Below are 26226 nucleotides of genomic sequence, written 5' to 3' on the forward strand. Positions count from 1 at the left end.
CCGACTTTCCCTCCCCGGAGTATTGCCATGAACCGTCGCCAGCTTCTGCTCGCCAGCGCGGGCCTGAGTGCCTTGCGCGCCGTTCCCGGCGTGGCAGCTGCCGCCGTGCCGAAACAGACCGACGGTTTCCCGATGCCGCAACCCGAAACGCGGCTGCCACCCCGGCTGCCGCAACAGGATCCGGCGCGCATGCTGCTCGACCTCGGTTGGCGGTTCCACGAAGGCGACATTCCCGTGCCGGCGCCCGCCAGCCATAACGACACCTATCTCTCGGCGATGGCGGGCAACGCGATCGGCGCGGCGGCGGTGCTGTATGACGATAGCGATTGGGCCGCGGTGCGCTTGCCGCATGATTGGGCGGCGGCGCAACCATACGTGCCCAGCGCGAACGTCTCGCAAGGCTATCGCCCTCGCGGGATCGGCTGGTATCGCCGCACGCTGCTGCTCGACCCCGCAGATTGCGGCAAGACGATCGAGCTGCAGTTCGACGGAATCGCGACAAATGCCACGATCTCGGTCAATGGCAGCGTCGTCGCGCATAGCTGGTCAGGCTATGCCAGCATCCATGCCGACATCACGCCGTTCGCGACCTATGGAGACGAGCCCAATGTCATCGCGATCCGCGTCGATGCGAGCGCGTGGGAAGGCTGGTGGTATGAAGGCGCCGGGCTCTACCGCCACGCGTGGCTGGTGCGCCGCGCGCCGGTCGCGATCGTCAGCGACGGCGTCTATTGCGATCCGCGCCGCGATGCCGCGGGGCGCTGGCACGTTCCCGTCGTGGCGACGCTCGGCAATATCGAGCGCGCAGCGGCGGCGGTAACGATCGAGGCCGCGCTGCTCGACCCCGATGGCCGCGAAGTGACGCACGCAAGCGTCGCCGTGAGCGTGCCGGTGCTCGACCAGGTCGATGCCGCGCTGACGCTCGACGTCGGCGATCCAAAACTGTGGTCGGTCGAGACGCCGACGCTCTACACCGTCCGCGTGCGCGTGCTGCGCGAGGGCACCGTGGTCGATCTGCGGCAAATCCCGATCGGCTTCCGCACGATTCGTTTCGATGCCGCGCAGGGCTTTTTCCTCAATGATCGTGCGGTGAAGATCAAAGGCGTGTGCATCCATCAGGATCACGCTGGCGTCGGCACTGCCATGCCCGATGCTCTGCTCTACTGGCGGCTGCAACGGCTGAAGGCGATGGGCTGCAATGCGGTGCGCATGTCGTCCAATGCGCCGACCGCCGAACTGCTCGACTATTGCGACCGGATCGGGATGCTCGTGATGAACGAGAACCGCCACTTCAACCCGTCACCCGACTATAAGGCGCAGCTCGAATGGCTCGTCCGGCGCGATCGCAACCACCCCAGCATCATCATCTGGACGCTGTGGAACGAGGAACCGCTCAAATCGACACCGCAGGGCGTCGAAATGACGCGGCGGATGGTTGCGACGCTCAAACGGCTCGACTCTGCGCGGCCGGTGACGGTCGCAATGAACGGCGCGTTCAACGATCCGGTCAGCACTTCGACCGAAGTCGATGTCACCGGCTTCAATTATTATCAGGACCAATATGACGTCTACCATCGGCTGGTCCCTACCAAGCCGATCATCAGCACCGAAGACACCAGCGCCTATCAGACGCGCGGCGCGTTCGAGAGCGACCCGAAGGCGCATGTCGCGACGTCCTATGACCGCGAGGCGGCAGGCTGGGGCGCACCGCATGGGCCGAGCTGGAAGATGATCGCCGATCGCCCGTTCGTCGCGGGCGGGTTCGTCTGGACCGGCTTCGATTATCATGGCGAACCGACGCCCTATGACTGGCCTAACACGTCGAGCGTGTTCGGCATCCTCGATTTGTGCGGCTTCCCCAAGACCGCCTTCGGCTTGCGCAGCGCGCAATGGATCGACGATGCGCCCGTCGTCAGCCTCGCCCCGCATTGGACCTGGCCGGGGCGTGAGGGGCAGAGCATCGATGTCGTGGTGATGAGCAATGCCGAACAGGTGACGCTCAGCCTCAACGGGCGCGATCTCGGCACGCAGCCGGTCGACCGCTTCCTCGGCAATAGCTGGAAGGTTTCCTATGCCCCCGGCCGGATCGACGTCGTCGCGCGGCGCAGCGGGCGGATCGTCGCACGGGCTGCGCACGAGACCGCCGGGCCGCCGGTGGCGCTGCGGCTGACGCCTGCGCGCAGCGTGATGGCAGGCGATGGCGAGGATGTGCAGCCGATCACGGTCGATGCGATCGACGCGCACGGGCGCCATGTGCCGACCACCAATCTCCCGGTCGATTTCACGGTACAGGGTGCAGCGATCATCGGGCTCGGCAATGGCGACCCCAACTGCCACGAGCCCGAGCAGTCCGCCGCGCATGCCGGCGCACGGTCGCTGTTCAACGGGCTGGCGCAGCTGATCGTCCGCGCCGATGTCGGGCGCGGGCGGGTGCTGGTCGAGGCGCGCGCCGACGGCCTGAAGCCCGCGCGGCTGTCGATCGACCGCCTGGCCATCGCGCCGCCGCCGCAAGCTGCGGTGACGGTAAGCGCGCAGCGGATTGCGCAGTGGCGGCGCTCAATGCGCTTCGCCGAGCGCCCCTCGCCCGATCTGGCGCCGGCCGATGGCGACAATAACAGCTGGGCGTTCGTCCGCGCCGGAACGCCAACCCCGCCTGACGCGGCCGGCGGCTGGCAGCTCTATCGCGCGTCCGTCGAGCCATGGCGCGCGGTGGCGGCTGGCGGCGGCACGCTGCGCTTCGCGTCGGTCGCGGGGCGCGCCGAGCTGTGGATCGACGGGCAGCGCGTCGCCGACAAGGGCCCGGGAACCGCTGCGCTAACGGGCCGGATGCCCGCTGGCGCGGGGCGTCGCCGCATCGTGCTGCTGGTCCAGGCCGACCGCGACACCGCGTCGGGGCTGCTCGGCCCGGTGACGCTGGCCGCTGATTAGGTCAGCCGACCACCAGCGCGGCCAGCGCGGTGTCGTCGCCCAGCAAATGCACGAGCCCCGGCGCCGGTCGCGCGATCCCGTGCGGCCCAAGCGCGGCAAGCGTCGCCGCATCGGCCGCGGCGTCGTTGCGGAGCGCGATCCGCAACCGGCCATGATGCCGTGAACTGCCAGCGATATTGCCTGCACCGCCCAGCGCCGCGATCAGTTGGTCCGACAGCACCAGGGGGGCCGTCTCGTCCGCCACCGGCGTCACCGCCGCGACGTCGCCCATTGCCAGCGCGTCGCGAATCTCGACCGCCACCAGGTCGGCGATCGGGCCCAGCACGACTTGCAGTGCGGTCGCAGAGGGACGGATCAATCCACGCGCACCGAGCGCCTTCAACGCCGCCTCGTCGACCGCGGCCTGATCGCGCACCACCAGCCGCAGGCGCGTCGTGCAAGCGCTGACCGTGGTGAGGTTCGCGCTGCCGCCAAGCGCTTGCGCAAACGCGCGTCCGCGCCCGCCTGCCGCGACCGGCGGCGCGCTCGTCGGCGTACCGAGCAGCGGCTCGCGACCCGGCGTCGGCAAGTCGAAGCGCCGGATGAAGAAGCGGAACAGCCCGTAATAGAGCAGGAAATACACCGCCCCGACCGGCAACAGCAGCAGCGGCCGCGTCGCCTTGCCGTAATTAAGGACATAATCGAGCAGCCCGGCCGAGAAACCGAAGCCGAGCTTCACGCCGAGCAGATCCATCACCGCCATCGACAGCCCGGTGAGCAGCGCGTGGATCACATACAGCAATGGCGCGAGGAACATGAAGCTGAACTCGATCGGCTCGGTTACCCCGGTCAACGCCGAGGTCAGCGCCAGGCTGAACAGCATGCCCCCAACGGCCTTGCGCCGGTCGGGCGCGGCGGCGTGGTACATGGCGAGGCATGCCGCGGGCAGGCCGAACATCATCACCGGGAAGAACCCCGCCATGAAGCTGCCCGCGCTCGGGTCGCCGGCGAAGAAACGCCGCAAATCGCCGGTCGTGCCGTGCCAGTCGCCGACGACGAACCAAGCGACGTTGTTGAGGACGTGATGCAGCCCGGTCACCAGCAGCAGCCGGTTGAGCACGCCGAACGCGAACACGCCGGGCGCCCCGGCGCTGGTCGCGGCAAAGCTCAGCGCGTCGATCCCGCCGCTGATCGTCTGAAAGCCGAAGCCGACCACCATCGCCAGCAGCAACCCGGCCAGCCCCGCCACGATCGGCACGAAACGGCGCCCACCGAAGAAAGCAAGATATTCGGGCAGCTTTATCGTCGCGAACCGATTGTAGAACAGGCCACCCACCAGCCCCGACAGAATGCCGATCGGAACGTCGAGCCGCGCCATCACCTTGGCCTTCCACGCCGTGACCGCGAGATCGATCGACGCACCGGTGAACCCGGCGGCGGCCTCTGGCGGAACGCTCAGCAAGGTCTTGCCCGCCTCGGTCGTCACAAGGAAGCAGGTCACGCCGGCGAGGCACGCCGCGCCATTGCCGTCGCGCGCAAAACCGGTCGCCACGCCGATCGCGAACAGCAGCCCGAGATGCGCGAAGATCGCCTGCCCCGCCGCGCCGATGAACGGCAGGCCGTGGAGATCGGGCTGGCCGAGCCGCAGCAGGAGCCCGGCAATCGGCAGAACGGCGATCGGCAGCATCAGCGCCCGACCGAGTGGCTGGAGCGCGCCGAGGATCGATTTCATGCCGGCATCTCCTGGGGGGCGAAGGCGCGCGCGAGCGCGCGGATGTGATCGGCCGAGGTGCACTCAAGCGCTTGCGCGGCGTGCGTGCGGCACGCGGCGAGCGTCAGGCCGGCGACCAGCGCCTTGATCGTCGGGATCATACCCGGGGTCGCGGACAATTCGGTCACGCCGAGCCCGAGCAGGATCGGCACCGCGAGCGGATCGGAAGCGAGCCCGCCGCACACCCCGGTCCAGCGCGCATGGCGCGCGCCACCCCGACACGTCTCGCCGATCAGCCGCAGGACCGCGGGGTGGAGCCCGTCGAGCGCACTCGCCACCGCCGGATTGGCGCGGTCCATCGCCAGCGTATATTGCGTCAGGTCGTTGGTGCCGATCGACAGGAAATCCGCCTCGCACGCGAGCAGGTCAGCGGTGATTGCCGCCGCCGGGGTCTCGACCATGATGCCGAGCGCAACGGGCTCGGCGATCGCCAGTTCGCCACGAAGCCGGTCGAGCACGCCGCGGACCGCGCGCAGTTCCTCGATCCGCGCCACCATCGGCAGCATGATCCGGCACTGGCCGATCGGCCGCACCGCGAGGATCGCGCGCAACTGGTCTTCGAGCAGATCGGGATGCGCCAATCCGACGCGGATACCGCGCAGGCCGAGCGCCGGATTTTCCTCGGGCGCGATCGGCAGATAAGGCGCGGGCTTGTCGCCGCCGATGTCGAGCAACCGGACGATCAAGGGTCGCCCATCGAGCGCGTCGGCGATCGCCTGATACTCGGCGGTCTGTTCGGCCACGCTTGGCGGTGTCGCGCGTTCGAGGAACAGGAATTCGGTGCGCAGCAACCCGCAGCCTTCGGCACCGTTCGCCACTGCCGGAGCGGCCTCGGCGCGATGGCCGAGATTGGCGACCACTTCGATCCGCACGCCATCGGCGGTGTGGCACAGCGTATGCGCACGCGCGAGCGCGTCGGCGCGACGCGTTGCGGCAACGGCCTGTGCGCGTTCGGCTTCGGCGAACTGCTCGGCCGAGGGTGCGGTGTGCAACAGGCCGGCCGAGGCATCGAGGATCACGCGCGTGCCCTCGGCCACGCCCTGCAAAGCCGAACCGATCGCGACCAGCGCGGGCACGCCCGTCGCCGCGGCGAGGATCGCGACATGCGAGGTCGGCCCGCCCTTGGCAACGCACAGCCCGGCCAGCCCTGCGCCTGCCGCAAGGAAGTCCGAGGGCATCAGATCGTCGGCAAGCAGGATCGTCCCGGCGGGGTATTCGACCGTGCCCGACTCCGCCCCGGCGAGCCGGGCCAGCACTTGTCGTTCCAGATCGAGCAAATCATCCGCGCGCTCGGCGAGGCGGGCATCGCCGCCGCCGCGCAATGCGTCGGCCTGCGGCCGGATCGCGCTGCGCCAGGCATGGCCGGCGCTTTCGCCACGCGCGATCCCGGCGTGCGTCGGATCGAGCAACGCCGGATCGCCAAGCAGCGCGGCATGCGCGTCGAGAATGGCGCGCGCCGCGCCGTTCGCCGCGACCGATCGGTCGGCGAGCTCACCAGTCAGCGCGGCATGTGCGGCCCGGAAGGCGGTTTCCTCGGCAGCAATGCCATTGCCTTCGAGCGCAACCTCGCGGTCGACCGCACGGTGATGCCGCACCGTCCCGATGGCGATGCCGGGCGCAGCGGTGACACCGGCCAACGCGCCGTCGGGCACGTCGCGGGGCATGACCGCGGCCGGCGCTGTCGGTGCCGCCACCGGCTCCTCCATCCCACTCTCGATCAATCCGACCAGCGCATCGAGCGCCGCCAGCGAATCCTGCCCGCTCGCGATCAACCGCACCGTATCGCCCCGTCCGATGGCGAGTGCGAGCAGCGCGGTCGGGCTCGTCGCCGGAGCCCCCTGCCCGTCTTTCTCGAGCGTAATGGTCGCCGCAAAACTGCGCGCCAGCATCGCGATCCGTCCGGCGGGGCGCGCGTGGATGCCGTGCGGCAGCGCGATCCGGAGCAGGCGCGTCTCGGTCGGCCCCGTCGCATCGGTGGCCAAGGTCTCGCCGAGACCACCGCGCAGCGTCATCAACGGCGCGCCGACTTCGATCAGGCCGATATCGGCGGTGCGCTCGACCGTGATCCCGGCGCCCTCGACGAGCAGAATCGGCGTCACCACCGCGCGCGCTTCGCGCACCAGCAGGTCGAGATCGAAGTCGATCAGCGGATCGCCCGCCGCCACCACATCGCCGACCGCGACACGCGGGGTAAAACCGCGCCCGCCCAGCGCGACGGTGTCGATCCCGAGATGGATCAGAATCTGCGCGCCGTTATCGGCTTCGAGCGTCACCGCGTGGTGCGTCGCCTGCAAGCCGACGATGCGCCCGGCGCACGGCGCGAACAGGCACGTACCGGTCGGATCGATCGCGATCCCGACGCCGAGCATCCGGCCCGCGAACACCGCGTCGGGAACGTCCTCGAGCGCAGTGACCCAGCCTTGCAGCGGTGCGAACAGCAGGATCGGCGCCATGGTCTCTCCTAGAAAGGTGGGTCGTACTCAGGCCGAAACGAGTGGCGGCGGAGCGTGCGCGGCGATCTCGCCGGCGATGACCGTCGTCACTGCATGGAGACCGGCGTCAAGCTGCACCCAATCGGCGCGGCGTCCGGTCGCGATCGTGCCGCGTTCGCGCGACAGGCCGAGGAATGCGGCGGGATTGGTCGCCGCCATCGCCGCGGCTCGTTCCGCGGGCACGCCGAGGCGGTCCACGGTGTTGCGCACCGCCGCCGCCATATCGAGGTCCGACCCGGCGAGCGTGCCATCGGCGCCGACGCAGCGCCCGCCCTCGACATGGATCTCGCGCCCTTGCAGCACGAAGCTCTTGGTCGCCGCGTTGACGCACGGCATCGCGTCCGACACCAGCATCATCCGGTCGGCCGGTCGTGCGCGCAGCGCGATCCGCAACACGGCATCGTCGACATGGAAGCCATCGACGATCAGCCCGCAATAGACATAGCTGTCGTCGAGCGCGGCACCGACCACGCCCGGTGCGCGGTGGACCAGCGGCGACATCGCGTTGAACAGGTGCGTCACGCCGGTCACCCCGGCGGCGAACCCAGCGGTCGCCTCGGCGTATGTCGCGTCGCTATGTCCCAGGCTGACCAGCACGCCGGCCCGCGCCAGTGCCGCGATTCGATCGGCCGGCGCCAGCTCGGGCGCGAGCGTCACCATCACCTGGCCGCGCCGCGGCTTGAGCAGCAGCGCCATCAGCGCATCGTCGAGCGCACCGAAATGCCGAGGATCGTGGATCCCCTTGCGCGCGATGTTGATCACCGGGCCCTCGATATGCGCACCGAGCACGCCCGGTACGCCCGCCGCGATCGCCGCGTCGGTCGCGTCGAGCGCTTGCGCGATCGCTTCGTGGGTATCGCTGATCAGCGTCGGCAGGAACGCGGTGGTGCCGAACGGGCGATGCGCATCGCCGATCGCGGCAATGCCCTCGACACTCAGCGCGTCGTTGAAGAGGACGCCGCCGCCGCCATTGACCTGTGTATCGATGAAGCCGGGCATCAGCCAACCGCCGTCGAGATCGATCGCTCCTGGACCGGCGCGGTCGACGATCGCGACGATGATACCGCCCTCGACGTCGACCATCGCGTCGCTGAGCACCCCACGCGGCGTGACGATATGACCGTTGACGAACGAATGCGAAGTCATAGCGTAATGGTTACCTTGCTGAGGTGGCTTGGCGCGTCGGGATCATAGCCGCGCGCCCGCGCGAGCGCATCGACCATGCGATAGCAGCGCTGGATCATCAGGATCGGCTCGATCGCGGGATGACCGTGCAGCGCGGGCGCCGCGGCGGCATCGCACAGCGCGACGTTCGCGCCGCGCGCGGTAAATTCGGCCGCGACGGCGCGGACATCGTCGCCCGCCCGGTCCGAGGTGGCGAAGGCCAGGATCGGGAAACCCGCGCCGACGATCGCCATCGGACCGTGGCGCACTTCGGCGGCGCTGAACGCCTCGGCATGCAGCCCGCAGGTTTCCTTGAGCTTGAGCGCAGCCTCTTGCGCGATGCCGAGCCCCAGCCCGCGACCGATCACGAACAGGTTGGTCGCCGGCCGCAGCATCGCCGCGGCCTCGGGCCAATCGAGCGTCCAGGCGTGCGCCAGCGCCTCAGGCAGCCGCGCGACAGCGTCCTGTAACGCCGCATCCTCGCGCCACGCCGCCACCAGCGCAGCGAGCGCGGCGAGCGCGGCGATATACGATTTGGTCGCTGCGACCGACCGCTCGACCCCGGCCGACAGCGGCACCAGCGTATCCGCCATCTGCGCGAGCGGAGATTCCACATCGTTGACCAGCGCCACCACGTGGCCGCCGGCTGCCTGCTGTGCTGCAACCGTGCTCAGCAGGTCCGTGCTCCGCCCGCTTTGCGAGATCGCGATGCACAGCGCCCGCCCTGCAGCGGCCGGGGCATGATAGACCGAGGCGACCGACGGTGCGGCCGAGGCGACCGGCACGCCGAGACAGGTTTCGATCAGATATTTGCCATAGGTCGCCGCATGGTCGGACGAGCCACGCGCGCACGTCACCACAACTGCCGGCGGCGCGTCGCGCAAGCGCGCGCCGAGCGTGGCAAAGGTCTCAGCATTGGCGGCGAGCATCCGCGCAACCGCGTTGCCCGCGTCGGCGGCCTCCTGGAACATCAGCGTGGCGCCCGCAGGCTGTGGAGACTTGGTTTCGTGCATGCCCGATCCATCTGCGAGGTCAGGCTGGATAGGTTGTATATTGGTATTACTCAAGAGGCGGACCGCAACTTTTCAGCAAGCGCCGCAACCTGCGCGACATCGGTGTCGCCCGCTTGCGGACCGAGGAAGCCGAAACGCCGTTCGGGAAGCTCCTCGGCGACATCGTGGAGCGTCCGCGCCGAGGCGTGGACTTCGCGGATGCCGGTCGCGAGAAGCGCCGGGACAGTCGCGGGGGTGACCCCGCTCCCGGCAAGCAGGACGATCCGCCCTGCGGCCTGCACCTGCAGCGCGGCGAGCGTCGCCACGCCGTCGATCGCGCGCGGCGCACAGCCCGAGGTCAGGATCCGATCGAACCCGAGCGCGATCGCTTGCTCGAGCGCCGCCGCCGGATCGGGCACCAGATCGAACGCGCGATGCAGCGTGAGCGACAGCGGCACGCCCCGCGCCGCGCCAAGCGCGCGCGCCTGTGCGATCCACTGCGCCAGCAGCGTCGTATCGAGGCAATAGTCCGGGGTCGACGCGCCGATCACCACGCCCGCAAGCCCGGCCTCGGCAGCATCGCGCATATCCCCGGCAATCAACGCCTGCTCGGCCGGACCATAGACGAACCCGCCCGCGCGCGGCCGCGCCAGGAGATGAACCGGCAAAGGCGCCTCTGCCGCCGCACGGATCAGCGAACCTGGCGGCGTGAGCCCCCCGACCGACAGCGCCGCGCACAGTTCGATCCGATCGGCACCACCCGCCACCGCCGCGCCGATTCCGGCGACGGTCTCGACGCACACTTCGAGCATGACCCGGTCCTTCACTCTGTGCCGCCTATGCCTGGAACAGCGACGCCGCTTTGTGGATCACCGTATGTCCCGCCATGTCGGTCACGGCATAGGTGAACCCCGGCAGCAAACAAAAGGCACCGACATTTCCGCGCTGATCGAGCGCGAGGAATCCGACCTGCACGCCGCGGATCGCAGCGCCGCGCAGGGTGGCGATGTGGCGCACGACCTCCTCGCATGCCGCTTGCGGCGAGCGCCCGGCGCGCATCGAGGCGATCACCCGCGCGCTGCCCGCGACACGAGTCACTTCTTCGCCGAGACCCGTCGACGTCGCGCCGCCGACGCCCGCCTCGACGAACAGCCCGCTGCCGACCTGCGGCGAATCGCCGACCCGCCCGCGCATCTTGAACGCCATGCCCGAGGTGGTGCAGGCGCCCGCCAGCCGGCCCCGCGCATCGCGCGCGAGCAAGCCGATCGTGTCATGATCGAGCGCCCCGCCAGGCATGTGGAAGGGCGCATTCTCGCTGTTCGCCTGCGGGCTATAGTGCGCGGTCTTGAGCCACTCGCGCCACGCCTTCTCGGATTCGGGGGTCAGCAGCGTCTGTTGCGGAAAACCCTGATCCTTGGCGAAGCGCGTCGCGCCGGCACCGACCAGCAGCGTGTGCGGCGTCTTCTCCATCACACGTCGCGCGACCGAAATGGCGTGCATCGTATCCTCGAGCGCGGCGACCGCGCCGACTTGCCCGGTGTCGTCCATGATGACCGCGTCGAGCGTCACATGGCCATCGCGGTCGGGATAGCCGCTATAGCCGACCGAGTGATTGTTGGGGTCGGCCTCGGGCACCATCGCGCCCGCCTCGACCGCATCGAGCAGCGAGCCGCCACGCCGCAGCCGCGCGAACGCCGCGTCATTGGCGGCGGCGCCGAAATCCCAGGTCGACACGATCTGTGCACTTGCGGGCGCGCCAGCACCGGTCGCCCCTAGCACCTTTGCAGCGGGCCAGGCGCCGGCCGCTGCGCCAACCATCGCAAGCAATGATCTTCTACTGGTCATGCCGTTCCCCTTCGCTTCCGATGATGCGATCATGCCACATGCCACATAAATGTCAAAAGAGGTTCGGTCTGGTATCATTTAGGTATTGACCGACTAGCAATTCCAATAGAACCTACTGACCAGATGTGGTGACGCAAAATGCGCGCTGCTGGTCGAATTAGGGGAAGCTCCATGGTGTTCCGACATTCCGTATCCTTGGGCGCGCTGAGCGCGGCACTGGTCTTGGCGACCCCCGCGTTCGCGCAACAAACGTCAGCGGATTCGTCCGCGAGCCAAGACCAGTCGACCGCGACCCGCACCGCGGTGATCACCGGCCAGGCCGCGCCCGAGGAAACCGGCGCCGACATCACGGTCACAGGGACACGCATCCCATCGCGTCCCAACATCACCGCAGCAGCACCGATCACGTCGGTCACCTCGGCCGACATCAAGGCACAGTCGCCGAGCAACATCGAGGAAGTGCTCAACCGCCTTCCGCAGATCTCGCCCGACAGCCAGCAGAACTACCAGGATTCGGATGGTCGCCAGCGCATCAAGCTGCGCAGCCTCGGCTTCGAGCGCACGCTGGTCCTGGTCGACGGCAAGCGGCTCGGCACGCAGAACGGCGAAGACGCCGGCATCATCCCGGTCTCGCTGATCGAGCGCGTCGACGTGCTGACGGGCGGCGCCTCGTCGGTCTATGGCTCGGACGCGGTCGCGGGCGTGGTCAACTTCATCCTGAAGCCCGACTTCAAGGGCATCCGCGTCGACGCCAACTATAATTTCTACAACCATATCAACCGCGCGAACATCGTCACCGATCAAGCGCAGAAGAACGGCTTCCCGACCAATACCGGGATGGTCACCGATGGCGGCCGCGCCGACCTGACGCTCACCGCCGGCACCGCCTTGTTCGACGACAAGCTGAAGGTGTCGGGCTTCGTCAACTACAAGCACGCCGACCTCGTCCCCTATGGCAACCGTTCGACCTCGGCGTGCCAGCTCATCCAGACCGGCAAGGACGGCCCGCTCAGCTGCTCGCTGTCGAGCTATTCCAAGAGCGGCTACATTTCGCCGCGTTCGGGCGCGAACAACGGCGCCGCCTATATCAACAATCCGGATGGCACGCGGACCTTCGTGCCGTACGGCCCGGGCCCCAACAATGCCGCCAACCCGTACGACAACTATTCGTATCAGCGCGCCGACGAGCGCGTGAATGCCGGTGGCTTCGCCTCACTCAAGCTGTCGCCCGAGATCGAGTTGTACGGTTCGGGCCTGTGGTTCCGCGACAAGTCGACCAACAATGTCCCGACGCGCGTTTTCGCCTACAACAACTATGGCTCGACGCCGTACCAGGTAAACTGCAACAACCCGTATCTGTCAGGCTCGCAGGCGACTGCATTGTGCGGCGCGGCGGCGGGCACCAGCGCGCTGGTCCCGCTCGACATTCGCTATCGTCTTAACGCGCCCGATCTGGTCGATACCTATATCAACACCGGCATTCGTGCGACCGGCGGCGTCCGCGGCAAGATCGGTACGGCGTGGACCTACGACGTCGGCGGCGTCTATGCGCGCAACCAGCAGGACTGGATGCCGGCAACGCTGCCGAACTTCAGTCGCATCAACCAGGCGCTCAACGTCGTCAACGTAGGCGGCACGCCGACCTGCGCGGTCGGCGCGGCGGCCGGCTGCGTTCCGTTCGACGCGTTCAGCGCGGGCAACGCCAACCAGGCGTTCGTCAACTTCATCTCGGGTGGCGTCGATCCCGAAAAGCAGCGCACGGTCAATACCCTGACCAACGTGCTCGCCAACGTGACCGGCGACCTTGGCAAATACGGCATCACCTCGCCCTTCGCCGAGCAGGGTCTCGCCTTCGCGGCGGGCGTCGAATATCGCGAGGACCGCCTGACCTCGGTCGGCAACGCGGCGTTCCGCGCCGATTACGGTGGGTCGGATTCGAACCTCAGCCAGCATGTCTGGGAAGGCAATATCGAGCTCCAGGCGCCGCTCGTCCAGCACAAGCCGTTCATCGAGCAATTGCAAGTCAATGGCGGCTTCCGCCTGTCGAAGTACAATACCAATCCCGACAAATTCACGACGTGGAAGCTCGAGGGCCTCTATTCACCGGTCCGCGACATCGTGCTGCGCGCCTCGTTCAACAAGGCGCAGCGCGCGCCGACGGTGACAGAGACGTATCAGGCGACCAACATCAACTTCAGCAAGCAGGGCGGCTCGCAGAACGATTTCTGCGCGCCCGTCCCGCGCCTGATCGCCGATCCGGCGCGTCCCGGCCAGACGATCACCACCACCGCACCGCTCGCGTCGCAGGCGGTGTGCCGCGCGACTGGCCTGTCCGACGCGCTGTATGGCAGCGCGCTGCTGCTGTGCCCGGACAATCAGTGCACGGTCCGGTCGGGCGGCTTCACCGCCAGTCCCGAGACCGCCTACACCCAGACCTATGGCATCATCCTCAAGCCAAGCTTCATTCCTGGCCTGGTCCTGTCGGTCGATCGCTATCGGATCAAGATCAACAACTCGCTCGGCTATAACGACGACAGCTATTACACCGATGGCTGCATGCGCTCGAACGGCGATCCGTTCTTCTGCTCGGGGATCGTCCGCGCCGCCAATGGCACCTTGTACGCAACTGCCAACACCAATCCGACCAGCGGCTTCATTCGCGCGGGCACGACCAATTATTACTTCTCGATCTCGCGCGGCTATGATTTCCAGGGGCAGTACGGCGTGCGCCTCGGCTCGGTCGGCAAGCTCGACATGAGCTTCAACGGCTCGCTCACCACCTTTGCCGGCGGCCAGGATTCGCCGCTCCAGCCGCAGCGCAACTGCGCGGGCTATTATGGCAATGGCTGCAGCCAGCTGCTGCCGAAGTGGAGCCACGGGCTGCGCACGACCTACACCACGCCCAACGGCGTGTTCAACGCCTCGTTCAACTGGCGCTATGTGGGTTCGTTGACGAGTGCCAACAATTCGGGCGATCCTGCAATCGGCGGCACGCCAGACCGCGCGCAGACGACCTTCTATCGGATCGCTCCAATCAGCTATTTCGATCTCGCGCTGACCTTCAACATCGCCAAGCGCTACAGCCTGCGTCTCATCTCGAACAACCTGCTCGACAAATCGGCGCCGATCCTGCCGAATTCGTACGATATCAGCCTCGCGCGCAGCAACACCATCCCGGCGCGCTACGACAGCCTGGGCCGCAACATCGCGATCGGCTTCACCGCCAACTTCTGACGATCGGTGTAGGGGCGTGCGAGCGCCCCTACACTTCGTCTGTATTGATCACGTGGACGGCAGTCCGTCAGGACACCGAACCTCGTACCCCATCGAGCGTATCCGCTCGTCGTGCCGATCGCCGCAAGTCGCTACCCGCCTGCGCGCTTGATCCACCCACGCCATTCGCGCGACCGAGCGACCTCGCATCGTTGCCGACAATCGCGTAGCGTCCTCCGTTCAACGAGAGGACGCACCAGATGACATCGCACCGCCTGATCGCCTCGCTTGCGGGCCTTGCCCTCGCCGCGCCTGCCGTCGCGCACAGCGAAACGCCGCCAGTCGTGCAGACCGACACGGGCAGCGTTCGCGGAGCCCTCACCGAGGGCGTCGCAAGCTGGAAGGGCATTCCCTTTGCCGCACCGCCGATCGGCGCGTTGCGCTGGCGCGCCCCGCAACCCGTATCGCCGTGGACGGGCGTTCGCGACGCGACCGCCTATGCGCACGACTGCATGCAGCTGCCCTTCCCCAGCGACGCCGCCCCGCTCGGCACGCGGCCGGCCGAGGACTGCCTCTACGCCAATGTCTGGAAACCCGCCGCGGCGGCTGCGAAACTGCCGGTGATCGTGTGGATCTATGGCGGCGGGTTCGTCAATGGCGGGGCCTCGCCGCCGACCTATGCCGGCGCAGCGCTCGCGCGGCAGGGGGTCGTCTTCGTCAGCTTCAACTACCGCGTCGGGCGGTTCGGGACCTTCGCCCTGCCGCAGCTGACCAAGGCGAATGCCGATGGCGGACGGCTCGGCAATTACGGCATCATGGACCAGATCGCGGCGCTGCAATGGGTGCGGCGCAACGTCGCGCGCTTCGGCGGCGATCCGGCGAACGTCACGATCATCGGCGAAAGCGCCGGCGGCCGCTCGGTCCATGCGCTGGTGACGTCGCCGCTGGCGTCCGGCCTGTTCGCCAAGGCAATCGTGATGTCGGGTGGTGACGCCGCCGTCGAGCCCGGCAAGCCGCTCGCGGCCGCCGAGCAGATCGGCATGACCTTCGCCAAGACGCACGGCATCGACTCAACCGCGCCCGATGCGCTCGCCAAATTGCGCGCGTTGAGCGCCGACCAAGTCACCGATGGGCTCAGCTTGATCGAGCTGTTCCAACCCAAGCCCGGGCCGGCCACGTATGGCGGCCCCTTCACCGACGGAACCGTGGTGGTCGATACGCGACAGGCCTATACGACCGGGCGCTTCGCCAAGGTGCCGATGTTGATCGGCGCGACCAGCGCCGACATGGGCGGGAAGACCGGAGGGATGATTGCCGGCGCGCGCGATATTTCGGCAATGCTCGCAGAGGCGGGCGTGCCAGTCTGGGGGTATCGCTTCAGCTATGTCGCCACCTCGATCGGCAAGCCCGGCGCCCAGCACGCGACCGATATTCCATTCTTCCTCGATACCGCCGCAATCAAATATGGTGCTGCGACAACCCCCGCGGACGTCGCGGTCGCAAAGACGATCAGCCGCGCGATCGTCACCTTCGCCAGGACCGGCACGCCCAACGGCGCGGGCCTTCCCGTCTGGCCGCGCTACACGCGTGCGAACGACATGATCATGGATTTCGGCGCAGACGGAAAAGCCGACGCGCACCGCGATCCCTGGGGTGCGGAGATCGACGCAGGGCGCACCGCTGCGGCAGCGCCGGCGAAATAAGCGCCCCGGTCAGGCGGCGAGCGCGGTGTCCTGGACATACACCGTGTTTCGCCCCGCCTGCTTCGCGCGGTAGAGCAGCAAGTCCGCGGCGGCGATCGCGTCGAGCGCCCGGGTCCGCTGCGTCAGCACGATCCCTGCAGAAAAGCTGATCGGAGCAAGCGCTTCGCCCGATTCCCGAATCCGGAACGCGCGCTTCTGCAGCGCCTGGTTTGCGGTCGCGATGATCTCGTGCGCCTCATCGAGCGTGACGCCGTCCATCAGGATGACGAATTCCTCCCCACCCCAGCGCGATACGACGTGCGGTGCGCAGCTGCGCGCAATCGACTCGGCAACCGCCTTGATCACGCGATCGCCGACGGGATGCCCGTGGCGATCGTTGATCGCCTTGAACCGGTCGATATCGCAAATCGCCAAGGCGAGCGGCGCATCGCCCGGCCCCTTGGTGAGTTCGGCAGCGAACCCACGCCGATTGGCGAGCCCGGTCAGCGAGTCGCGCAGCGCATCGTTCTGCGCGGCGGCGACCTCGGCATGCAAGGCGTCGATCTCCTTCAACGCCGCGACGAGGTTGCGCTCGGCATCGCTCGACCGCGCGATCATCGTCGAGATCGTCCGCGCGATCGGCAGCGATTCGACCTCGATCTGGTCGAGCTCTGCGGTGAGATCGCGCCCGAACTGCCCGGTGACCGATACTGCATCGGAGGCCAGGTCATGGAGCTGAAGCGTCTGGTGACGCAACCGTGCGCCGGTCCTGGTTTCGGCCTCGGGCGCGGCCTCTGGCGAAGCTCCCTGCGTTCGTACCAAGGCGTGATAGGCGCCGAGGATATAATCGGCCTGGTCCTGGCGCAGCTTTGCACCGGTCGTCAGGACGCCGTCGACCGAGCGGGCGGCAAGACTTTCGGGATCGGTGCGATAGAGGAACCCCAGTTCGTAATTCCCCGGAGTCGGATCGAGCGACTGATCGTCAAGAAATGCAAGGACACTCGCAGCGATCTCCTTGAACGGCGTGCCGCTCTCAGAACCGTCCATCGCCCCCTGTTGCGTCCGCCCGAACTTCATGACCTGCCCCGTTTCCCGCAGCCATGGTACCGACAGCGGGTTAATAACGGATGCAGAACGATGTGAAAATCGTCGCCCCGGCGGTCCCTTTATTCGACGCCGTTCCACGTGCCGAACACGTCGAGCATTTGCGGCGTGAGCCAGCCGAAATGGAAGTTGAGCATGTAGAGCGACCACAGGATCGTCGCGAGGATCGTCACGCGCTTGGCGATCCGGCCGGGGTTGAATTCGTGCGGCGCGCTTTCGGCCTGGCCGGGGATGCGCTCGACGCCGGCTTCATCACTGGTCTTCACGCCGAACGGCAGCACGAAAAACACCGAAAAGGCCCAGAACAGGAAGTAGATCGCCAGCGCCGAAGTCCACCGCATTGGTCTTGATCCCGTCCCGAGCCCGATAGGTTCGCCCTTCCCGATCAAGGGAAGGGCAACGGCGTAGTCTTACGCCTCGATCAGCAGCACGTCGACGTTCGGCTTCTTGCCGGTCCAGCGCGTCGCGACCTTGCGTGTGGCGAGGCGGATCTGCTCGCGCAGCTTGTCACGGTCGCGCCCGCCCTGCTTGGTCGCCGCGATCACCGCGCTGACGGTCTCCTCGAGGAACGGCTCGCGGTCTTCCTCGACCGGGATGCCCTGGATGCGGACTTGCGGCGTGCCGATCAGCCCACGCGACCCGATCGCGACGGCAACCGAGATCTGCCCGTTGAGCGCGAGCTTGCGGCGCTCGTTGATCGTCTGGCCGTCACCCGGCAAGATCACGTCGCCGTCGAGCACGAGCCGGCCGACCGGCGCATTGCCGATCTTGGTCGGCGCACCCGGCGCGAGGCGCACGATGTCGCCATTGGTCTGCACGAGTGCGCGCGGAATGCTCTCGGACAGGCCGAAGCGCGCATGCTCCATCAGGTGGCGCATTTCGCCGTGCACCGGCATCAGGATCTCGGGCTTCATCCAGCGGTACATCTGGAGCAGCTCGGGGCGACCCGGATGGCCCGACACATGGACATGCGCCTGGCGGTCGGTGATCATGATCACGCCCTTGGCGGCAAGTTGGTTCTGGATGCGACCGATCGCAACTTCGTTACCGGGGATCTGCTTCGACGAGAAGACGACGGTATCACCGCTCGCCAGTGCGATCGGGTGCTGGCCGTTGGCGACGCGTGCGAGCGCGGCGCGCTCCTCACCCTGCCCGCCCGTCGCGACGACGAGCACCTTGTCGCGCGGCAGCCGCATCGCGGCCTCGGCGTCGATCGTCTCGGGGAAGTCCTTGAGATAGCCCGTCGCGCGCGCAACCTTGAGGATCCGGTCGAGCGAACGGCCCTGGACACAGAGCGAACGGCCCGTCTCGATCGCAACCTTGCCAAGCGTGTGGAGTCGCGCGGCGTTCGACGCGAACGACGTGACCATCACGCGGCCCTTGGCCTTGCTGATCACGTCCATCAGCCCCGAGAACACGTCGCTCTCCGAGCCCGAGGCCTCGTTGTTGAAGATGTTGGTCGAGTCGCAGACCAGCGCCAGGATACCGTCCTCGCCGATCGCGGCGAGTTCGGCCGGGCTCGACGGATGGCCGATGACGGGCGCCGCATCGAGCTTCCAGTCGCCGGTGTGGAAGATCCGGCCGTAGGGCGTGTCGATCAGCAACGCGCTCGCCTCGGGAATCGAGTGCGACATCGGCACGAAGGTCACGCCGAACGGCCCCAGGTCGAACGGCGCGTTGGGCTGGATCACGCGCAGCTTGACGCGGTTGGCGTTGCCCTCTTCCTCGAGCTTGCCGCGGATCAGGCCAGCCGTGAACGGCGTCGCGTACAGCGGCACGCCGAGGTCCTCGGCGAGATACGGCAGCGCACCGATGTGGTCTTCATGACCATGCGTCAGCACGATGCCGACCAGATCGTCGAGGCGTTCCTCGATAAATTGCAGGTCGGGCAGGATCACGTCGATGCCGGGATATTGCGGATCGGCAAAGGTAATGCCGCAATCGACCATCAGCCACTTGCCTTCGCAGCCGTAGAGATTGACGTTCATGCCGATTTCGCCCGACCCGCCAAGGGCCAGGAAGAGAAGCTCGTTCTTTGGTTTCGTCACGTAGAATCGGTACTTTCATTTCGGCCGCGCCAAGCGCGTGCCTTAGGGTTTGCGCCTGTTAAGCGCGGAATTTCGTAAGAGTTGGGGAAGCGGGGCTCCGAAACGCGGCGCACACTCGCTGACTCTAGGCCTCTATATGGGCGCGATCCCACAGAATCGCCAGCCCCTGAATGGTAAGATCGGGTTCGACCACATCGAACATGCTGGTGTGCTGCTCGAACAGGATCGCGAGACCACCCGTCGCGACGACCTTGATCGGCCGCCCGACCTCGGCCTTCATCCGCGCGACGAGCCCCTCGATCATCGCCACATAGCCCCAGAAGATGCCGATCTGCATCTGGCTGACGGTATCGCGGCCGATAACGCTGCTGGTCGCAGGCGCTTCGATCGCGATACGCGGCAGCTTGGCGGCGGCGGTGACCAGCGCGTCGAGCGAGAGGTTGATGCCCGGCGCGATGATCCCGCCTTTGTACGCGCCGGTATAATCGACCACGTCGAGCGTGGTGGCGGTGCCGAAATCGATCACAATCAGGTCGCCGGGATGGCGCGCGTGCGCCGCGATCATCGTGACGGCGCGATCGGCGCCGACGCTCTTGGGCTCGAGCACGTCGAGCGCCATACCCCATTCGACCGGCGGCTCACCCGCGACGAGCGGCTCGGTGTTGAAATATTTCCGCGCGAGCGTCTGGAGGTTGTGGAGCGCGCGCGGGACGACGGTGGCGATGATCACGCCGCTCACCGACTGGCGGTCATAGCCCTCGAGATTGAGCAACTGGTGGAGCCACACGGCATATTCGTCGGCGGTGCGGCGCGGATCGGTCGCGATCCGCCAGCGCGCCTTGATCGCGCCTCCTTCGAGCAAGGCGAAGACGATATTGGTGTTGCCGGCATCGATCGCGAGCAGCATGGGATGAGCCTTGTCCGAACGGATGGGAAGCTAAAGCAGGAACACGTCGCCGGCGTGAATGACACGGCTGCCGCCATCCGCCAAGCGCAGGATGAGCGCGCCGTCGCCGTCGAGCCCGCCGAACAGCCCGTCGATCGCCTGGCCATCAGGCAGCCGCGCGGTAAGCGCGGTGCCGACCGGGTGCGCTCGCTCGAGCCAGCGCGCGCGGATCGGCGCGAGCCCCTGCCCGCGCCAGATCGCGACCCAACGCGCGAAGCCCTCGGCGAGCGTTTCGGCGAAGTCGGCGGGGTCTGGGGTTACGCCGTGATCGGCAAGGCTGGTGGCCAGCCGATCGGTATCGTCAGGGTGATGCGCGAGATTGATGCCGATCCCGACGATCACCGCGTCACCGGAGCGTTCGAGCAGAATGCCGGAGAGCTTCGCACCGTTCAGAAGCAAGTCGTTAGGCCACTTGATCCACATCGTCGCCCCGGCGCAGGCCGGGGCCGCTGGCGCATCGCGCGCACCGGCCGGTGCATGTCCTAACGCAGCGCCCCCGGCCTCCGCCGGGGCGACGGTATCGGTCAGATAGACGCGAACCACCTCTTCCAAGGCAATCGCAGCAACCAAAGCCAGCGTAGCCGCCGCCGGATCCCCAGCGCGCACCCGCACCACCGTCGACCCGTAGAAATTCCCGACCGGCGAGGCCCACACGCGCCCCTGCCGCCCGCGCCCGCCACTCTGCCGCTCGGCCCGCAGCCACACCCCCTCCTCGGCGCCCGCAGCGGCGAGGAGGAGCATATCGGCGTTGGTAGACCCCGTCTCGGCGACGGTCCGGATCATAGCCGTCAGAACAGCGCCTTCGCCGCGAACATCGTCGCCACGCCGAGCGGTGCGAGCAGCAGCCAGCCGACCGGCGACACGAACACCGCCGACACCGCGATCACCGCGCTCTCGACCGGCGTCGCGCGGCCCGAATAGGCCTCGGCAGGTTCATCGAAGTACATCACCTTGATGACGCGCAGATAATAGTACGCACCGATCACCGAGGCGACGAAGCCGACCACGGCCAGCGGATAGAGCCCCGCATTCACGGCTGCTGTAAACACCGCCAGCTTGGCGTTGAAGCCCAGCAACGGCGGGATACCCGCGAGCGAGAACATGAAGATCGCCATCGCCAGCGCCAGTCCCGGCCGCGCGCGCGACAGGCCGGCCAAGCTCGCCAGCGTCTCGACCGGCTGGCCCTCGGCATCCTTCATCTGCAGGACGACGACGAAGCTGCCGAGCGTCATCACGACATAGACGGTGAGGTAGAACAGCACCGACGCGACGCCCTCCTGCGTGCCGGCCGCAAGGCCGACGAGCAGGAAGCCGACATTGTTGATCGACGAATAGGCCAGCAGTCGCTTCACGTTGGTCTGGCCGATCGCCGCGACCGCGCCGAAGATGATCGACGCGAGCGACGCAAAGATCACGATCTGGCGCCACTGGTCGGTCGCCGGGCCCATCGCCTCGATCGCGACACGCACCGCAAGCGCGACCGCCGCAACCTTCGGCGCCGAAGCGAAGAAGGTCGTGACAGGGGTCGGCGCGCCTTCATACACGTCGGGCGTCCACATGTGGAACGGCACTGCGCTCATCTTGAAGGCGAGCCCCGCAAAGACGAAGACCAGCCCGAAGGTAAGACCGAGCGAATGCCCTCCGCCATAGGCGGTCGCGATCGACGAGAAGAGCGTCGTGCCGCTGAAGCCGTACACGAGGCTGATCCCGTAGAGCAGGATGCCGCTCGCCAGTGCGCCGAGCACGAAATACTTGAGGCCCGCTTCCGCCGAGCGCGTATCGCGCCGCATGAAGCTCGCCAGCACGTACGCCGCAAGGCTCTGCAGCTCGAGACCGACATAGAGCGTCAGCAGATCGCCCGCCGACACCATCATGCCCATGCCCGCTGCCGAAAGCAGGATCAGCACTGGATATTCGGGACGCAGATCATCACCGCGGCCTTGCGCGAAGAAGCGCGGCGCGATCAGGATCGCAACCGCCGAGGCGACGTAGATCAGCACCTTGGCGTAAGCCGCAAAGGCATCGGCGCGGTACAGACCTTCGAACGCCGCGCCACCCTTGGACGCCGGCCCGAGCAGCGCCAGCCCGGCGCCGATCAGCACCGCGACCGAGGCCCAGGAAACCAGCCGCGTCGAGCCCTGCCCGCCCCAGGCGGACACCAGCATCAAAGCGATCGCCCCTGCCGCGAGCACCAGCTCGGGCAGCGTCATCAACAGCGAAGCGTTCATGGCCGTGCCTCCGCATGTGCCGCGGGTGTGGCCGGAGCCTTGCCCGGCGTCGGCAGCGAGTCACCCTTGGGCGTCGCGCGTGCGATCCGTGCCTCGAGCGTGGCGACATCGCTGCGCATCGGAGCGAGGAAGCTCTCGGGGTAGACGCCCATCCACAGAGCGACAGCAGCGATCGGGGCGAGCAGCGCCATTTCACGCAGGCTAATGTCCTTCATCGCACGGACGTCGTCATGAACGATCTCGCCGAAAACGACACGGCGGTAGAGGTAGAGCATGTAGGCGGCACCCAGGATGATGCCCGTCGTGCAGAGCAAGGTGGCAGTGGTGGAGACACGGTAGGTCCCGGCGAGCGAGAGGAACTCGCCGACGAAGCCGCTCGTCCCCGGCAGGCCGATCGAGGCCATCGTGAAGAACAGGAACAGCAGCGCATACCGCGGCATGTTGATCGCCAGGCCGCCATAGCGCGAGATCTCGCGGGTATGGAGCCGGTCGTAGATGACGCCGACGCACAGGAACAAAGCCGCCGAGACGAGGCCATGCGAAAGCATGACGATCATCGCGCCCTCGATGCCCTGCCGGTTGAAGGCGAACAGGCCGATCGTCACGATCGCCATATGCGCGACCGACGAATAAGCGATCAGCTTCTTCATGTCGGACTGCACGAGTGCGACGAGCGAGGTGTAGATCACCGCGACAGCCGACAAAGCGAGGATCAGCCAGGTCAGCTGTGCCGAGGCTTCGGGGAACATCGGCAGCGAGAAGCGCAGGAAGCCGTAGCCGCCGAGCTTGAGCAGCACGCCCGCCAGGATCACCGACCCTGCGGTCGGCGCCTGCACGTGCGCGTCGGGAAGCCAGGTGTGGAACGGCCACATCGGCATCTTCACCGCAAACGAGGCGAAGAAGGCGAGCCACAGCCACGTCTGCACCTGCACCGGGAAATCGGTGTTGAGCAAAGTCGGGATGTCCGAGGTGCCGGCGAAATTCACCATCCACAGCATCGCGACGAGCATCAGCAACGAGCCGAGCAGCGTGTAGAGGAAGAATTTGTACGACGCGTAGATCCGGTTCGCGCCTCCCCAGATGCCGATGATCAAATACATCGGGATCAGGCCGGCTTCGAAGAAGATGTAGAACAGGAACAGGTCCTGCGCCGCGAAGGTGCCGATCATCAGCACTTCGGTGATGAGGAACGCCGCCATATATTCCTGGACGCGCTTCTCGATCGCGACCCAGCTCGCGCCGATGCAGATCGGCATCAGGAACACGCTGAGCATGACCAGCAGCAGCGCGAAACCGTCGAGGCCGAGCTTCCAGCTGAACACGCCGAGGCTGCCGGCATTCTCGACGAACTGCCACTGCGCGCCGCCGATATCGAAGCTCGCCCACAGGCCGATCCCGAGCACGAAATCGATCAGGGTCGCGATCAGCGCGATCCAGCGTGCGCCCTGCGCACTGACGAAGAGGCACGCGACCGCCGCAAGCGCGGGGATGGCGAGCATCACGGAGAGGATGGGGAAGCCGGTCATTGTATCCCCGTCACCCCGGCGAAGGCCGGGGTCGCTGCGTTGGTGTGTCCGGCGTCAGCCACATGCGGCTGGCCGGCCCCGGCCTGCGGGGTCCCCAAAAAGTAATACTTTTTGGGGTGCCCCGGCGCCGGGGCGACGAAAAAGAGGCGCGCGCTCATCGCGTGATCGCCCAGGTGACGGCGCCGGTCAGACCGAGCAGCATGACAAAGGCATAAGTGTAGACATATCCAGTTTGCAGCTTTCCAGCGACGCGCGAGCCTTGCGACACGATCCAGGCCGAGCCGTTGGGGCCGAGCCGGTCGATCGTCTGCTCGTCACCGCGGTGCCAGAAGAAGCGGCCGATGGCGAAAGCGGGTTTGACGAAGAGCAGGTTGTAGAGCTCGTCGAAATACCATTTGTTGAGCAGGAAGTCGTAGACCGGGGCATAGGTCTCGGCGAGCTTCCGCGGCGCGTGCGGCGAGCGGATGTAGAAGATGTACGCGCCGAGCAACCCGGTCAGCATCGCGATCGACGCCGACAGTTTCACGCCCAGCGGCACTTCGTGCATCGCGTGCATCAGATGCTCGCGGAACGCGATCGCGCCGTGCCAATATTCCTCGCCTGCGCTCGGCTCGATGAAATAGCCGTGGAACACAAAGCCCGCAGCAATAGCACCGATCGACAGGATGATCAGCGGCAGCAGGATCGGGAACGGGCTCTCGTGCGGATGATAGCCGCCCGTGCCGTCGCCATGCGTGGTGAACACCGGGTGCGCCTGGACGACATGGCCGTGGCCATGATCGTGTTCATGCGGCTCGCTGCCCTGCCCTTCCTCGGCTGCTTCGCCGTGGTGCGCATGCGCAGCGGTCGTACCGTGATCGTCATGGCCAGCGTGCACGGCGTCATGGCCGTGGCCATGCGCGTCGTGAATCGCGTGCTGGATATGCTCGGACTGCTCCCAGCGCGGCTTGCCCCAGAAGGTCAGGAACATCAGGCGCCACGAGTAGAAGCTCGTCAGCAGAGCGACGATGATCCCGACGATCGACGCGCCATGCTGGCCCGAAGCCCACGCCGCCTCGATGATCGCGTCCTTCGAGTGGAAGCCGGCGAACCCGATCGCAAGCGGATTGCCGAACACGGCCGGGATCCCGACGCCGGTGATCGCCAGCGTGCCCATCATCATCCCCCAGAAGGTGATCGGGATCGATTTCCGCAGGCCGCCATAATAGCGCATGTCCTGCTCGTGATGCATCGAATGGATCACCGAACCGGCACCGAGGAACAGCAACGCCTTGAAGAAAGCGTGCGTGAAGAGGTGGAACATCGCGGCGCCATACGCGCCACAGCCAGCGGCGAAGAACATGTAGCCGAGCTGCGAGCATGTCGAATAGGCGATCACGCGCTTGATGTCGGTCTGCACCAGCCCGACCGTCGCTGCGAACAGGCAGGTCGCGGCACCCACCGTCATCACGACGGTCAGCGCGAACGGCGAGGTCTCGAACATCGGCGACAGGCGGCACACCATGAACACGCCCGCAGTGACCATCGTCGCCGCGTGGATCAGCGCCGACACCGGGGTCGGGCCTTCCATCGCGTCGGGCAGCCAGGTGTGGAGCCCGAGCTGCGCCGACTTGCCCATCGCGCCGACGAACAGCAGCAGGCAGAGCACCGTCATCGTATCGAAGCGGCCGCCGAAGAAGCCGATCGTCGACCCGGCCATCCCGGGCGCAAGCCGCAGGATCTCGGGAATCGAGACGGTGTTGAACACCAGATAGGTGCCGAAGATGCCGAGCATGAAGCCGAGATCGCCGACGCGGTTCACGACGAACGCCTTGATCGCCGCAGCATTGGCGCTCGGCTTGCGGAACCAGAAACCGATCAAGAGGTAGGATGCAAGACCCACGCCTTCCCAGCCGAAGAACATCTGGACGAGGTTGTCGGCGGTCACCAGCATCAGCATCGCGAAGGTGAACAGCGACAGATACGCGAAGAAGCGCGGCTGGTCGGGATCCTCCTCCATATAGCCCCAGCTATACAGATGGACGAGCGCCGACACCGACGTGACCACGACGAGCATCACCGCGGTCAGCGCGTCGACGCGCAGCGACCAGTCGATCCGCATATCGCCCGAATGGATCCAGTCGAGCACCGGCGTGACTGTCGCTTCGCCACCACCGAGGTAATGGATGAAGATCGGCCAGCTCAGCGCGCATGACGCGAACAATGCGCCGGTCGTCACGACCTTTGGCAGGATCGCGCCGAAGCTCTTGTTCGCGAAGCCCGCGACGATCGCCGCGAGCAGCGGCAGGAAGACGATGAAGAGGATCAC

Annotated in this window: 17 protein-coding genes; 3 read left to right on the forward strand and 14 right to left on the reverse strand. The window is 67.0% G+C overall.

The window, feature by feature from the left end; genetic code table 11:
• Positions 1-27: 27 nt before the first annotated feature.
• Entirely contained in the window at positions 28-2928 is a 2901-nt protein-coding gene (gene galA / locus E2E30_RS09735) for a beta-galactosidase GalA (RefSeq protein WP_133189316.1), read from the forward strand.
• A gap of 1 nt (position 2929) precedes the next feature.
• On the opposite strand, the gene nagE is transcribed toward galA, so the two are convergent.
• The 6 genes from nagE to E2E30_RS09765 are packed head-to-tail and all read right to left on the reverse strand — an operon-like array spanning position 2930 to position 11171.
• Entirely contained in the window at positions 2930-4639 is a 1710-nt protein-coding gene (nagE, locus tag E2E30_RS09740; protein WP_133189318.1) for an N-acetylglucosamine-specific PTS transporter subunit IIBC, read from the reverse strand.
• Entirely contained in the window at positions 4636-7131 is a 2496-nt protein-coding gene (ptsP, locus tag E2E30_RS09745) for a phosphoenolpyruvate--protein phosphotransferase (RefSeq protein WP_133189320.1), read from the reverse strand. Before ptsP ends, nagE begins: the two co-directional genes overlap by 4 nt.
• Before the next feature lie 27 nt (positions 7132-7158).
• Positions 7159-8316: an N-acetylglucosamine-6-phosphate deacetylase gene (gene nagA, locus E2E30_RS09750; RefSeq protein WP_133189332.1), complete on the reverse strand. Its 1158-nt coding sequence runs from the start codon at positions 8314-8316 to the stop codon at positions 7159-7161.
• Positions 8313-9347 carry an SIS domain-containing protein gene (locus tag E2E30_RS09755; protein WP_133189335.1) on the reverse strand — a complete coding sequence of 345 codons (1035 nt, stop codon included), beginning with the start codon at positions 9345-9347 and terminating at the stop codon, positions 8313-8315. The genes nagA and E2E30_RS09755 overlap by 4 nt, the downstream gene beginning before the upstream one ends.
• Positions 9348-9397: 50 nt before the next feature.
• Positions 9398-10153, reverse strand: a complete 756-nt coding sequence (locus E2E30_RS09760; RefSeq protein WP_240698905.1) for a copper homeostasis protein CutC — start codon at positions 10151-10153, stop codon at positions 9398-9400.
• A 10-nt stretch (positions 10154-10163) separates the two neighbouring features.
• Positions 10164-11171 (reverse strand): N(4)-(beta-N-acetylglucosaminyl)-L-asparaginase, encoded by a 1008-nt coding sequence (locus E2E30_RS09765; RefSeq protein WP_133192031.1) that lies wholly within the window; start codon positions 11169-11171, stop codon positions 10164-10166.
• A 171-nt stretch (positions 11172-11342) separates the two neighbouring features.
• On the opposite strand from E2E30_RS09765, the gene E2E30_RS09770 reads away from it, so the two are divergent.
• Positions 11343-14405, forward strand: a complete 3063-nt coding sequence (locus E2E30_RS09770) for a TonB-dependent receptor domain-containing protein (RefSeq protein ID WP_133189337.1) — start codon at positions 11343-11345, stop codon at positions 14403-14405.
• Positions 14406-14644: 239 nt separating this feature from the next.
• Entirely contained in the window at positions 14645-16087 is a 1443-nt protein-coding gene (locus tag E2E30_RS09775; protein WP_133189340.1) for a carboxylesterase/lipase family protein, read from the forward strand.
• A gap of 9 nt (positions 16088-16096) precedes the next feature.
• Here the strand turns inward: E2E30_RS09775 and E2E30_RS09780 are convergent, their stop codons facing one another.
• The 8 genes from E2E30_RS09780 to nuoL form a co-directional block, all read right to left on the reverse strand.
• Positions 16097-17143 (reverse strand): GGDEF domain-containing protein, encoded by a 1047-nt coding sequence (locus E2E30_RS09780; protein WP_133189343.1) that lies wholly within the window; start codon positions 17141-17143, stop codon positions 16097-16099.
• A gap of 89 nt (positions 17144-17232) precedes the next feature.
• Positions 17233-17511: a DUF1467 family protein gene (locus E2E30_RS09785; protein ID WP_133189345.1), complete on the reverse strand. Its 279-nt coding sequence runs from the start codon at positions 17509-17511 to the stop codon at positions 17233-17235.
• Positions 17512-17580: 69 nt separating this feature from the next.
• Complete coding sequence (locus E2E30_RS09790) at positions 17581-19218, reverse strand: ribonuclease J (protein WP_133189348.1); 1638 nt, start codon at positions 19216-19218, stop codon at positions 17581-17583.
• A gap of 124 nt (positions 19219-19342) precedes the next feature.
• On the reverse strand, positions 19343-20125 hold the full coding sequence (locus E2E30_RS09795; protein ID WP_133189351.1) for a type III pantothenate kinase: 783 nt from the start codon (positions 20123-20125) through the stop codon (positions 19343-19345).
• A gap of 30 nt (positions 20126-20155) precedes the next feature.
• A complete protein-coding gene (locus tag E2E30_RS09800) occupies positions 20156-20947 on the reverse strand; it encodes a biotin--[acetyl-CoA-carboxylase] ligase (RefSeq protein ID WP_133189354.1) in 792 nt (263 codons plus the stop codon).
• Between the two features lie 5 nt (positions 20948-20952).
• Positions 20953-22392 carry an NADH-quinone oxidoreductase subunit NuoN gene (nuoN, locus tag E2E30_RS09805; RefSeq protein WP_133189356.1) on the reverse strand — a complete coding sequence of 480 codons (1440 nt, stop codon included), beginning with the start codon at positions 22390-22392 and terminating at the stop codon, positions 20953-20955.
• Positions 22389-23918 carry an NADH-quinone oxidoreductase subunit M gene (locus E2E30_RS09810; RefSeq protein ID WP_133189358.1) on the reverse strand — a complete coding sequence of 510 codons (1530 nt, stop codon included), beginning with the start codon at positions 23916-23918 and terminating at the stop codon, positions 22389-22391. The genes nuoN and E2E30_RS09810 overlap by 4 nt, the downstream gene beginning before the upstream one ends.
• Positions 23919-24072: 154 nt before the next feature.
• On the reverse strand, positions 24073-26226 hold the full coding sequence (gene nuoL / locus E2E30_RS09815; protein ID WP_133189360.1) for an NADH-quinone oxidoreductase subunit L: 2154 nt from the start codon (positions 26224-26226) through the stop codon (positions 24073-24075).

This window comes from Sphingomonas sp. AAP5 (assembly GCF_004354345.1).
Lineage (GTDB): Bacteria > Pseudomonadota > Alphaproteobacteria > Sphingomonadales > Sphingomonadaceae > Sphingomonas > Sphingomonas glacialis.